The following is a 13,529-nucleotide window of genomic DNA, read 5'->3' as shown; positions in this document are numbered from 1 at the left end:
CCTCATTTTTTTTTGCATCGTTTTGGATAAAATTACCTATATAGAGTCTTTGCGGTGATGAAAAGTGTATTTTTTTATAAATAACTTAATTAACTTTGTATTTATCTGGTTAAAAAGAAATATGAAAAATATAACATACCTTTTGTTGTTTTTTGGCTTGTTGGGCTGCCAAAAGAATAAAGAAAGGGGTTTTGCTGCTTTTACATTATTAGAATCAGTAGATTCGGGAATTGATTTCAGAAATGAAGTAGAGGATAGGGAAGGTTTTAATATTCTTACCTATCGTAACTATTATAATGGAGGTGGAGTGGCTGTTGGAGATATTAACAATGATGGGTTAATTGACGTATATTTTACCTCAAATATGGGTGATAATAGGCTTTATCTCAATAAAGGTAATTTGAAATTTGAGGATATTTCTCTAAAAGCAGGCGTTAAGGGGAAACAATCGTGGTGTACGGGTGTGACTATGGCCGATGTTAATGCTGATGGTTATTTGGACTTGTATGTGTGCTACTCAGGCGATGGCAAAAATGAGAATAAGGAGAATGAACTTTTTATAAATAATAAGAATAATACATTTACTGAAAAGGCTAAAGAATTTGGCTTGAACGACAATGGATTATCTACTCACGCATCTTTTTTTGATTATGACCTTGACGGTGACTTAGATTGTTTTGTGCTCAATAATAGCTATAAAAATCCAGAAAGAATTACAATTACTAAGAGAGAAGAATATGATCCAACTTCTTCAGGTGGAGATAGATTGTATGAAAACATAGAAGGGAAGTTTGTAGATATAACCAAAAAGTCAGGCATATTTTCTTCTGATGTTGGCTTTGGTCTCGGTGTTTCTGTTGGTGATATTAACAATGACCATTATCCAGATATTTATATTTCAAATGACTTTTACGAAAGGGATTATCTGTATATAAATCAAAAGAACGGGACATTCAAAGAATCACTTACCTCATCAATGAGTTACACTTCGTTGGCTAGTATGGGGTCTGACATGGCGGATATCAACAATGATGGTTTGCTAGATATTTTTAGCACAGATATGCTCCCACCTGATAACCATAGACTTAAGGCTGCCACGAAATTTGACGATTATTATTTAAATGACCTTAAGTTACGTAATGGCTATCATTATCAGTATACACAAAATTGCCTGCAAATTAATCAAGGAGATGGTAAATTTATAGAGACTGGGTATATTTCGAATGTCGCTGCCACGGATTGGTCATGGGGAGCCTTGGCTTTTGATATGAATATGGATGGCAAAAAGGATATATTTGTCAGTAATGGCGTTTTTAATGACATTACCGACTCAGATTTTGCTGATTTTATTTCAGACAAAGATCAGGTAAAACGAGTTGTAGAGGATAAAGGTAAATATGACTTTCGTGATTTTGTAAAATTTCTTCCGCCCAATAAACGGCGAAACTATGCCTTTATTAACTCAAACGATGGATTTGTGCCAATCTTTGAGAATAAGGCATCTGACTTAAATCTAGACCAAGAAAGTTTTAGTAACGGATCTGCTTATGGCGATCTTGACAACGACGGCGACCTTGACCTAGTTGTGAATAATGTAAATATGGAGGCGTTTGTTTATAAAAACAATGCAGCCGATGATAAAAAAAGCCACTATCTCAAATTAAACATTGAAGGCTCTGCAAGAAATAAGTTCGGGATTGGGGCTGGAGTTTGGGTGTACCAAAAGGGCTCAACTCAGTTACTCTATAACTTCACAGCTAGGGGGTTTCAAAGTTCTGTCGCACCTCAAATGACTTTTGGATTAGGGTCAGACCCAAAAATAGATTCTATAAAAATAGTATGGCCAGATTTGAAATATCAAGTATTGAAAAATTTAAAAGCTGATCAAACTCTGAACCTGAAATATAGCGAGGCCACCCAAATCTTGAATATCGATAAACAGGTTTCCGGAGATAAAGATATATTTATGGCCTCACAAGGCGAAATTCCATTATCTGCGGGTCATAAGGAGAACAATTACGTGGACTTCGATATGGATAGACTCATGCCCCATGCAATGTCTACTTTAAGTCCCAAAATTGTAACTGGAGATGTTAATCAAGACGGTCTAGAGGACTTTCTTTTGTTGGCTTCGCATGGTACGGCCAATAAGTTGTTAATAAATTCCGGTTCATCTTTTAAGGAAAGCCCGCAGAAGGCGTTTGTAGAAAGGATTGGAAAGGAGTCTACTGCTGGGGCTTTTTTTGATGGTGATGGCGATGGCGACCTAGATATTTTGATAGGAATGGGTGGAAATGAGTTTAAAAAAGGTGCTGAGAATTTTAATGCCGAATATTATGAAAACAGCGGTAAGGGTAGTTTTACATATAAAACTGGGCCATTTAATGTAAAAGGACAGATTGGTTGCATAACTCCAGCTGACTTTGACTTAGATGGAGATGTCGACCTCTTTGTAGGCGGCCAAGCAGTGCCCGGTGGCTACGGACTGATTCCACGAAGCTATATGCTGAAAAATAATGGTAAAGGTGTTTGGGAAGATATCACAAATAACAATACAGGCCCTATTGGGATGATTTCGGATGCTGTTTGGACTGATGTTAACAGTGACAAATGGCCTGATTTGATAGTGGTAGGAGGGTGGATGCCGGTCAAAGTATTTGTAAATCAAAATGGTTTTTTTGACGCTCCCCTAAGTATACCACTCAGTACCGGTTGGTGGAACTGTATAGAGGCAAACGACATTGATGGTGACGGTGATACCGATTTTTTATTAGGCAATTATGGACTAAATATGAAGTTTAAAGCAAGTCATGAAAAACCCTTGGGTATGTATATTAATGATTTTGATGACAACGGACGTCCTGATATAATTCTAGATTGGTTTACCCAGGAGGATGATAAACCTTATCCATTCGCAAGCAAAGCAGATTTGACTTCCCAACTGCCATCTTTGAAAAAGAAAGCCTTGAAATACCAAGATTTTGCAAAAATGACTGTGGAAGACTTGTTTGATAGTGAAAAGTTGAAAAAAGCCAATAGATTTCAGGTTGATAATTTTAGCTCTTCTGTGCTTATGAACGATAAGGGTAATCTTAATTTGTACGCCTTGCCTACCGAAGCTCAGTTGTCACCCATTTTTTCGTTCACAGTGCATGATTTTGACGGTGATGGTAAAAAAGACTTTTATGCGGGGGGTAATTTCTACCAATTAAAACCTGAGGTTGGTCGTCACGACGGCCTTCAGGGAGGCTATTTTAAAGCCTTGGGTGCCAATAAATATAAATATATTCCGCCATACCTGTCGGGATTGGTCACTCAGGGAGAAGTTCGTGATTCAAAAATTATTAATAATCATTTATTTATAGCAAGAAATAATGCGGGGATGTTAGTTTTTCAATCAAAGAAATAGATTTTTTTGTATTTTTTTAAGATTCCTTTTGGTTCAGGTTAAATTGTGTTTTTATCTGGGTAATTTAACAGTAAGAACCTGCTTATAAAGAGATTATGATGTGGAGTTTGTGTCTCTGATTTTTTTGGATTTTCCTCCAATTAAACAGAATAAAAGCGATTTTTTTTTGGATTTTTAAATCAAGATTTTGTGATACTTATTAACACAAAAAGTATTAATCAAAAAACAGTACTTATTTAGAAGTTTCTGCTTCTTAAATTATGTATTTTTATTTTATAAAGTTTAAACCATTATTTCAGAACCTACATAAAGGTTCAAGTTTTAACCGTAGCTGTAATATATGAATTTTCTGAAATTTACTTTTTTTGTGGCATTTCTATTTTTGTTTTCTTGCAAAGAGAAAAAACTTTTTGAGCGAATAGAGGCTGAGGATTCTGGAATAACGTTTGCCAATAGAATTACAGAAAGTGATTCAATGAATATTCTTGATTTTGAATATGTGTATAACGGCTCGGGAGTCGGGATAGGGGATTTTAACAATGACGGTCTTCAAGATGTTTTTTTTAGTGGAAACCAGGTTTCAAACAAGCTTTATATCAATAAGGGGGATTTTAAATTTGATGATGTTTCTGATTATTCTGAAATTGGAGGAAATGGCAAATGGTGTGCCGGAGTGGTAACTGTTGACATCAATAGTGATGGATTGCTGGATGTTTATGTGGCCGCAACGGTGAAAAAAGCTGAAAAAGATAGAGAGAATTTACTCTTCGTAAATCAAGGCCTTAAGGATGGCAAACCTAAATTTAAAGAAATGGCCACTGAATATGGAGTTAATGATTCGGGACATTCAGAGAACGCGGCTTTTTTTGATTATGACAATGACGGTGATTTGGACCTATATGTTCTTACTAATATTATTGACCAATATCCCAATGTATTTCGTAAAAAAGTGACAGATGGCTCTTATCCGAATACAGATAAATTATACAGATGCGATTATAACGAGAAGCTCGGACATGCCTATTATACCAATGTTTCGAAAGAGGCTGGAATTGTAATAGAAGGTTATGGACTAGGACTTAATATTTGTGACATTAACAAAGATGGCTGGAAAGACATTTATGTAACCAACGATTATGCTGCTGATGATTTACTGTATATAAATAACCAAAACGGCACTTTTACAGACCAAGCTAATCAATACTTTAAACATACCAGTAACTCTGCCATGGGAAATGACGTGGCTGATATAAATAACGATGGTTTACTTGACATTTTTGCTGTAGACATGTTGGCCAAAAATAACTTAAGAAAAAAAGTATTAGCACCAGCAAACAACTACCAGATGTTTAAATTCAGCGAAGAATTTGGCTATACTTATCAGTACATGCGAAATACCCTTCAGATAAACAATGGAAAGTTGTCCGACAATAAGCCTGCCATGTTTAGCGAGGTAAGTATGCTTTCGGGAATAGCCGAAACTGATTGGAGCTGGACGCCTTCACTGGCCGATTTTGACAACGACGGCCTTAGAGATATTATAATAACCAATGGATTCCCGAAAGACGTTACCGACCGAGATTTTATTGCTTTTAGAAATGATGTTGAAAGGTACAGTGAAAGATCAGAGATTCTTAAACAAATACCTGAGGTTAAAATCAATAACTACGCATACAGAAACAAAGGAAATCTAGAGTTTGAAGATGTTACCGAAAAATGGGGAATGGATATTCCGTCATTTTCAAATGGTGCGGTGTATGCTGATTTAGACAATGATGGGGACTTGGATTATGTGGTAAATAATATCAATGATTCGGCTTTTGTTTTTAAAAACAACCAAGTTCAATTGGATAAAGCCAAAGAAAATCATTTTTTAAGAGTAAAAACCATAGGAGATAAAAACAATATCAATGGAATAGGTGCAGTAGCTATTTTGGAGTTCGAAAATGGAGAAAAAATTATACATGAGAATAATCCATATAGAGGTTATTTGTCTAGTGTTGAGCCATTTGTGCATTTTGGATTAGGGGCAAAAAAAGTAAAAAAACTGGAAGTGCAATGGTACAATGGAATGTCACAAGTTATCTTGAATCCCAAAGTAGACCGGGTTTTGGAGGTAAATATTAAGAATGCAAATATTAAAACCTATCGCACAGAAAACTTGGGTGCTGGCGTTTTTGAAGACATTACTGAAAACTCCAAGCTGGATTTCATACATAAAGAAATTGACTTCATCGATTTTAATATTCAGAATCTGATACCTTTCAAACTTTCAGAATTGGGTCCAGGAATGTCAGTAGGAGATGTTAATGGCGATAATCTAGAGGATGTATTTCTTGGAGGTGGTGTAGGATTTAGTGGAATGTTTTTTCTCCAAAAAACAGACGGAACTTTCACCAAAAAAACACTTTTGAAACAATATGGCCTTGAGAATAAATTGGAGGAAGATTTGGGCTCATTGCTGTTTGATGCCGATGGCGATAAAGATTTGGACTTATATCTGTGCCGCGGCGGCTCTGAGGGAATGCCTGGAGAAAAGGTTTTCGAAGATAAACTCTATGTGAATGATGGAAAGGGTAATTTCTTGGAGAAAATCAATGCAATTCCGGCATTTGCAACAAGTACCTCGTGTGTGAGGGCTTCTGATTATGACAACGACGGCGACCTGGATTTGTTTATTGCTGGAAGAAATGTGCCAGATCAATATCCCAAATTCGCAGATTCTTACCTCTTCAGAAATGATTCTAAAAATGGAGATGCGAAGTTTACAAATGTGGCTCTGCCAGAACTTAAAAGCATGGGTTTGATATGCGATGTACTGTGGACAGACTTTGATAATGACGGTTGGATGGACCTCTTAGTGGCAGGTGAATGGTCTGCACCGAGATTTTTCAAAAATAGCAAAGGCAAGTTATCTGAAATGAAGGATACAGGATTAGAAAACATGAAAGGTCTTTGGACCTCTACCAATGCCGGGGATTTTGACAATGACGGCGATATGGATTATGTGCTGGGAAATATAGGTCTCAATGCCCAGTTTAAGGGAAATGAAAAAGAGCCGGCAAGAGTTTTGGCAAAAGATTTTGACAACAATGGAAATTACGATATCATACCTTTTGTGTATTACATAAACGAACAAAAAGAGAAGTTTTTGGTGCCTTATAATGGTAAAGATGATGTAAACAAGCAATTAAATGTTACTCGGTCGAGATTTGTATCTTACAAGGATTTCGCAAAAGCAAATATTGATAATTTACTCACAAAAGACGAAAAGAAAGATGCCCAAGATTTGGAGCTGAATTTTATGAAATCTGTGGTTATACTAAATCAGGGGCAAGGAAAGTTCAAGGTAGTGGATTTGCCGGTGGAAGTGCAATTTAGCCCCGCGAATGGCTTAGTGGTGGAAGATTTTGATTCAGATGGGATACAAGACATCTTAGTTGCTGGCAATAATTTTGGTAATGAAACCTCAGCTGGGCGTTACGACGCTTCAAACGGAATATATTTGAAAGGACTTGGTAATGGTGGCTTCAAAACTGTTCGTAATTCTGGTTTTTATGTTCCTGGCGATGCCAAATCCTTAGTTACTATTTCCAATGCTAGGGGTGAAATCAGTCTTTTAGCTTCACAAAATAAAGGCTCTCTGAAAATGTTCAAAACGCCGCTCAAGAAGCAAGAAACTGTGTTGAATTCAAAGTCAAAATCATATAGCTATGAGTTGAACGGTAAGAAAACAAAAAAGGAAATTTATTATGGCTCTGGTTATTTGGGTCAGTCGGCAAGATATGTTGTGTTGCCAAACGGAGCGAAAGGTTTAAAGATAAACTAATTATGAGGTATTTTGCCATTGGTTTATTGCTCGTTTGTGTAATAGGATATTCTTGTAAAAAAGAGAGTTCTTCAGAAATGGCGGTTCTGGAGGAGTCGAATCTTACAGGAGAAGAACTTGCTAAAATTCATTGTGGAAGTTGTCACCTTTTTCCTGAACCGAAGTCTTTGCCCAAGGCTATCTGGTTGCGTGGAGTTTTGCCCAAAATGGCTCTGAGGTTGGGCATGGGCGATTACATGCAAGAGCTCATGAGTCACTCCAACGACGAAATGATGGCTATTGTCAAAACTGGAATATATCCCGACCATGCCGCTATGGCGAAGCAGGATTGGGAGAAAATTGTGAAATATTATGGTGATAATGCTCCAGATTCTTTAAATCAAAATCAGATTTTAAAAACAAAAGAACTTTTAGGCTTTGGACTAAAAGAACAAAAAATAGATGCTAAAGAGATTGTATTAACTCAGTTTGATTCAACAAAAAAACAGCTTTCGGTTGGAACATCAGCAAAAAGCGGCTTGTATGTATTTGTAATGAATAAAAAACTAACAGATTCAGTACTTACCAAAAGCCCCGTAGTAGATTTAAAATACCATAAGAATTTGGGTAAAGTTACTTTGGAAGTAGGAATTCTTAATCCATCGGATTTGTCAGAAGGGAGGCTCATGGCAGGAAATAAGGTTTTGATTGATAAATTGCATAGACCCGTAAATATGGTTTTGGCCGACTTAAACGGCGATAATTATGAAGATTTCATTATAGCCAATTTTGGAAACATCGCTGGGAATTTGGCTTGGTATGATGGTAAAACGTTCAAAGAGAATGTTTTAATAAATGAACCTGGTGCTAGAGTTGTTTATCATGTGGATTTTGACGGAGATGGTAAAAAGGATATTTTGGCTCTGATGACCCAAGGCAGAGAAGCCATAGTTTTATTCAAAAACACAGGAAATGGCGAATTCGATATGAAGCCACTGCTCAGCTTTCCGCCTTATTTTGGCTCTAGCTATTTCGAAGCCAAAGATTTGGACTTTGATGGCGACTTAGATTTTGTCTATACAAATGGAGATAATGCCGATTTGAGTATTGTTGAGAAACCTTTTCATGGTGTTCGTATTTATCTTAACAATGGAAAGGCTGGGTTCTCGGAAAAATACTTTTACCCAATTAATGGTGCATCGAAAGTAATGGCCGAAGATTTTGACAATGACAAAGACTTCGATTTGGCCGTTATTTCGTTTTTTCCAGATACAAAGAGAAATGAGGCGTTTTTGTATTTCGCAGGCACGGGAAATTTGAATTTTGAAGTAAGTTCAAAAAGGAAAGTGTCAAGCCATAAGTGGCTGACCATGGACTCTGGAGATTTTGACAATGACGGCGATAAAGATATTGTTTTAGGTGCTTTTAACCGAGATCTTCGAAAAAAAGCTGGAGTCAGTTCTGTTATTATATTAGAAAATTTTTTAAAGAAATAATTTCATCATAAACCCTATAAATAAATGAAAATCAAACTATTGGCTCTTTTTAGCTTGTGCTTTTTTGGTGCATTTGCTCAGTCGAAACTCACTGTTGACAAAATCATGCAAGACCCTAAATGGATTGGAACCTCACCTTCGAATATTTCATGGTCAGAAGACAGCAAAAACATTTATTTCAACTGGAATCCAGAGAAAAACTTAGGTGATTCGCTTTATACCTATAATTTGCAAAATCAAAAAACAGAAAAACTTTCTTCAAAACAACGTGAAAACCTTTCTCTGGCTGGTGCATATTCTAATGACCGCTCCAAGAAAATCTTTGTCAAAGAAGGAGATTTGTACGTTCATTTTTTACATACAAACTTTATCAAAAAATTGACACAAACTGTTGATATAGAGTCATCTGCAGAGTTTTCTCTGGATGACGAATCTGTGGTTTATAGAAAAGGACAAAACTATTTTACCCAAAACATTAATGATGGATTTGTAAAACAACTGACTGATTTCCAGGCTGGCTCAAAAGCAACTGAAAAGAAAAAGACCGACGAGGAGATTTGGTTAGAAAAAGATCAGCTGGAATTGTTTGATGTGCTGGAAGAAAGAAAAAATAAGGAGACGCTGACCAAGAAAAACAACCCACCCAAAAAAGGACTAAAAAAGATATATCTCGATGACAAAAGACTGGGAGGTTTACAAGTAAGCTCAAGTCTTAATGTGTTGGTTTATAGTGTGATAGAAACACCTAAGACACAAAAAAATACTGTAGTACCCAATTATGTAAATACTTCAGGATACACAGAGGACATTCCAGGAAGAAACAAAGTAGGCTCACCACAAATAACCTTAGAATCTTATTTATTCAATGCTTTAGCCGACACCGTTTTCAAGATTTCTTCAAAAGGTTTGCCTAGTTTGGAGAAATTTCCAGAATATTTTAAGGATTATCCCAAAATCGACAGTGCTACAAAAGCAAAAGGAAGGTCGATTCAGTTTTCTAACTTCGTTTGGTCACCAATGGGTACCAATTTAATCGCCGAAGCCAGAACTGTCGATCACAAAGACCGTTGGATTGTAAAAGTGGATCTGACAAACGGAAAAGTCCAAAGTCTCGACCATCAAAGAGATGAAGCTTGGATTGGCGGACCTGGTATTTCTAATTTTGCAAGTACCTTAGGTTTTTTGGATGAAAACACCATTTATTTTCAATCTGAAGAAACCGGATATGCTCATCTTTATAGATATGATTTGACTTCAAAAACCAAAACTGCTCTTACTTCTGGTAAATTTGAGGTGCAAAAAGTAGCTTTGTCTTCGGATAAAACCAAGTTTTTCATTTCCACCAACCAGGTTCATCCGGGAGAGCAGCATTTTTATCATTTGGCAGTAGATGGTACAAAGCTTACGAAAATTACTGAAATGACCGGGGCACATGAGGTTACTATTTCGCCTGATGAGAAGCTACTGGCCATCAGATATTCCTATTCAAACAAACCTTGGGAACTGTATTTACAAAAAAATGAAGTAGGAGCGGTGGCCGAAAAAATCACCAATTCACTCACAGCGGATTTTCAAGCTTATCCATGGAGAGACCCTAAAATCATTACTTTTAAAGCCGCTGATGGACAAGAAATCTACGGAAGAATTTACGAACCATCGGTCAAGGGCAAAAAGGCAGGTTCAAAACCAGCAGTAATATTTGTCCACGGAGCGGGATATTTGCAAAATGCCCACAAATGGTGGAGTAGTTATTTCAGAGAGTACATGTTTCATAACCTTTTGACTGATTTAGGTTATACAGTATTGGATATAGACTACAGAGCATCAGCAGGTTATGGACGTGATGTAAGAACGGGCATTTACAGACACATGGGTGGAAAAGATTTATCTGACCATGTAGACGCTGCTCAATATTTAGTAAAAAACTATGGAGTGGATGCCAAGAAAATTGGAATCTATGGAGGCTCTTATGGTGGTTTTATTACACTTATGGGACTATTTACTGCACCAGATGTATTTAAGGCTGGTGCAGCCCTTCGACCAGTAACAGACTGGGCGGCATATAATCATGGTTACACTTCCAATATCCTGAATACTCCTCAAACCGACAGCATTGCATACCACAAAAGTTCGCCTATTTATTTTGCAAATGGTCTTAAAAATAACCTCTTGATTTGTCATGGGGTAGTTGATGTAAATGTCCATTATCAGGATGTTGTGCGTTTGAGTCAGCGTTTGATAGAACTCAAAAAAGATAAATGGGAGCTTGCTTCGTATCCTGTTGAGGATCATGGGTTTGTAGAGCCGAGTTCTTGGACAGACGAGTACAAAAGGATATTGAAACTTTTCGAAGAGAAATTGAGATAAATCCTTTTTTATTTTCAATTCAAATGTTAATTTGTTGAAAAATACTTGACCGAAAATTATGTCAAAATTTGTTTTACAACTCGACTGGGAAGGTTTTGAAAAGGACAAATACGTACACACTGTTTTAGAAGACAATTTATTGCCCGACTACTTTGTGAAATGCAGATGGTTTGCGGGGAAAGCTCGAAAAAATTGGCGGCTGAAAATCACCAAAGTGGTAAGAATGACAGATGAAGAGAAGCAGTTTTTCTTCAGCATCATTACCGTAAAATATCCTGAGGGAGACGCCGAAACTTATATGTTTCCCCTTTCTTTTGTCGAAAAAAGCAGTATTGAACTTCCAGAAAAGGCAATTATAAGCCCAGCAACTTTAGAAGATAAAGAAGGCTATTTGGTTGAAGCGGTTTTTGATACGGCTTTTAGAGAGGCTATTTTTCACAATGTGGTGGCTAATAATGGCACTTTGCAAATAGACAATGATCTACTTAAATTTGAGAAAGGAAAAGGCTTAGAAGACAAAACTGCCTCAGAAAGTGTAATTCCCGACATAGACTCTAGCAATACGGCCTTTATTTTTGGGGAGAAATACTTCTTTAAACTTTACCGTAAACTTTTCAGTGAAACCAATCCAGAAGTGGAAATGGTCCAGTTTATTACACAAAACTCTGATTTTAAGAATATTCCGAGGTTTTGCGGAAGTGTTACTTTAGAAAGAAAACTGGAGAGTGACATCACTTTTGGTTTATTGGTGGAGGTTATTTCCAACGAAAAAGACAACTGGTCTAAAACGGGCGATTATCTCAACGAATTTATGTTTGCTTTTGTCGATGGCAATTTTCAAGTAAAGGAGAATGTTTTTGATAAAGTGGCTCTTTTGGGTGTGAGAACGGCGGAAATGCACGACGCCCTTTTTAGTATACATGGCGACGAAGGCTTTAGAGCTGATAATTTTGATAGGCCGTATCGAAGGTTTATCCACCAAAAAGTAGAAGATTTGCTCGAACATCGGTACAATCTTTTGACAGATAATTATTTATCTCTCGACGAAGCCTCTCAGGTGTTAGCTTGGAAGTTTATGGAAGCCAAAGACTTGATATTGGATTTTGTGGATCAAATTCTTACCCGTCCAATTGAGTCATTTCGAACAAGAATTCATGGAGATTATCACCTTGGACAGGTGTTGGTTTGTGATGAAGATTTGGTCATTATTGATTTTGAAGGAGAACCAGAAAGTACTATTTCGAGTAGAAAAGTGAAGCATTCACCACTAAAAGATGTGGCAGGTATGATTCGTTCCTACCACTATGCGGTTTCGGCCAAGTTGTTCAATAGCCCAGAGACGATGGAATTGGACGAGAAAGTACTCCAACGAGCTACCGACAGATGGTATAAACTCATGAGAGATACTTATTTGGAAGAATACCTAGGTTATTTTGGGCCACTTCACCCACTTTTGAAAAACAACAACGAAATCAACTATTTGCTTCAATTTCATTTGCTTGAAAAAGCCGTGTATGAGTTGGGTTATGAATTAAATTATCGTCCGGGTTGGGTAAAAATTCCTTTAAAAGGTATCTTAGACGTGATTTTAGAAATTGAAAAATTGAAAAGATGATTATATACAAACTATATCTTTTTCTCTTTGCCCTCAAAACAGCTACTTGCTCGTGCAACTTCGAGGTAAAGAATGCTTTTTTTGTAAAAAGTAAACCTAAAATAGAGAAAACAGGGAAGTTTCCAGTTTGTATTGGTGAAAATTCGGGATTGAGCAAAGCTTGGCAAGATGGATATTATTGGACACATAACGACTCAGGTGGTAGTCCGGAACTGTATATGGTCAATGCCGAGGGTTTGATGTTCGATACCCTGGATGTGCCGAATACGGTAAATATAGATTGGGAAGATTTAGCAAAAGATACCAAGGGCAATATTTACATTGGTGATTTTGGAAATAACTCAAACAGCAGGAACGATTTAACTATTTATAAAAGAGGGTATTACGGTGTCGAGCAGATTAAGTTCAAATATGCCGATCAAACTCCAGCCGATTCTTCCAATAAAGTTTTTGACTGTGAGGCATTTTTCTGGAAAAACGATTCTCTTTATCTTTTTACCAAAAGCTGGAACAAAGGCAAAAAGCTTACAAAACTCTACGTTTTGCCCGACAAACCGGGTGAATATTCAGCATCGCCCAAAGATCAAGTGTACTTTAAAGCCCAGGTGACTGGTGCAGACATAAGCCCAGATGGTACCAAATATGCCCTGATAACTTACGGTAAATTAATGATTTATGGCATAGAGAATGGCGAAGTAAACTTTAGAAAGCCTCTGAAATGTGTGAAAATTGGTAAAAACCAGACTGAAGCAGTGGTATTTGAAAACAATTCCAAAATTGTATTTACCAACGAACAACGTAAAATATATTCTATAGAAATTTAACACTGGCTTA

General features: G+C 36.8%; 6 protein-coding genes. All 6 read left to right on the top strand.

Translation table 11 applies throughout. The annotated features are described in order from the left end of the window. Positions 1-121: 121 nt before the first annotated feature. Positions 122-3,409, top strand: a complete 3,288-nt coding sequence (locus tag EGI26_RS00735) for a VCBS repeat-containing protein (RefSeq protein WP_255075681.1) — start codon at positions 122-124, stop codon at positions 3,407-3,409. A 340-nt stretch (positions 3,410-3,749) separates the two neighbouring features. After that, positions 3,750-7,238, top strand: coding sequence for a VCBS repeat-containing protein (locus tag EGI26_RS00730; RefSeq protein ID WP_255075680.1), 3,489 nt, complete (start codon positions 3,750-3,752; stop codon positions 7,236-7,238). A 2-nt stretch (positions 7,239-7,240) separates the two neighbouring features. Beyond that, on the top strand, positions 7,241-8,713 hold the full coding sequence (locus EGI26_RS00725; RefSeq protein WP_255075679.1) for a VCBS repeat-containing protein: 1,473 nt from the start codon (positions 7,241-7,243) through the stop codon (positions 8,711-8,713). Positions 8,714-8,737: 24 nt separating this feature from the next. After that, complete coding sequence (locus tag EGI26_RS00720; protein WP_255075678.1) at positions 8,738-11,080, top strand: prolyl oligopeptidase family serine peptidase; 2,343 nt, start codon at positions 8,738-8,740, stop codon at positions 11,078-11,080. 58 nt (positions 11,081-11,138) lie between these two features. Then, complete coding sequence (locus tag EGI26_RS00715) at positions 11,139-12,695, top strand: putative maltokinase (protein WP_255075677.1); 1,557 nt, start codon at positions 11,139-11,141, stop codon at positions 12,693-12,695. Beyond that, complete coding sequence (locus EGI26_RS00710; RefSeq protein WP_255075676.1) at positions 12,692-13,519, top strand: hypothetical protein; 828 nt, start codon at positions 12,692-12,694, stop codon at positions 13,517-13,519. The genes EGI26_RS00715 and EGI26_RS00710 overlap by 4 nt, the downstream gene beginning before the upstream one ends. Positions 13,520-13,529 lie beyond the last annotated feature (10 nt).

The sequence above is a fragment of the Lacihabitans sp. CCS-44 genome (assembly GCF_024343735.1).
Classification (GTDB): domain Bacteria; phylum Bacteroidota; class Bacteroidia; order Cytophagales; family Spirosomataceae; genus Leadbetterella.
The sequence above is the reverse complement of the archived record's forward strand: the minus strand, read 5'-3'. Positions and strand labels throughout refer to the sequence as shown.

Excerpts from the sequence above, each read along its gene's own strand:
- EGI26_RS00725 (WP_255075679.1), top strand. The coding sequence starts at position 7,241 with ATGAGGTATTTTGCCATTGGTTTATTGCTCGTTTGTGTAATAGGATAT.
- EGI26_RS00735 (WP_255075681.1), top strand. The coding sequence starts at position 122 with ATGAAAAATATAACATACCTTTTGTTGTTTTTTGGCTTGTTGGGCTGC.
- EGI26_RS00715 (WP_255075677.1), top strand. The coding sequence starts at position 11,139 with ATGTCAAAATTTGTTTTACAACTCGACTGGGAAGGTTTTGAAAAGGAC.
- EGI26_RS00720 (WP_255075678.1), top strand. The coding sequence starts at position 8,738 with ATGAAAATCAAACTATTGGCTCTTTTTAGCTTGTGCTTTTTTGGTGCA.
- EGI26_RS00730 (WP_255075680.1), top strand. The coding sequence starts at position 3,750 with ATGAATTTTCTGAAATTTACTTTTTTTGTGGCATTTCTATTTTTGTTT.
- EGI26_RS00710 (WP_255075676.1), top strand. The coding sequence starts at position 12,692 with ATGATTATATACAAACTATATCTTTTTCTCTTTGCCCTCAAAACAGCT.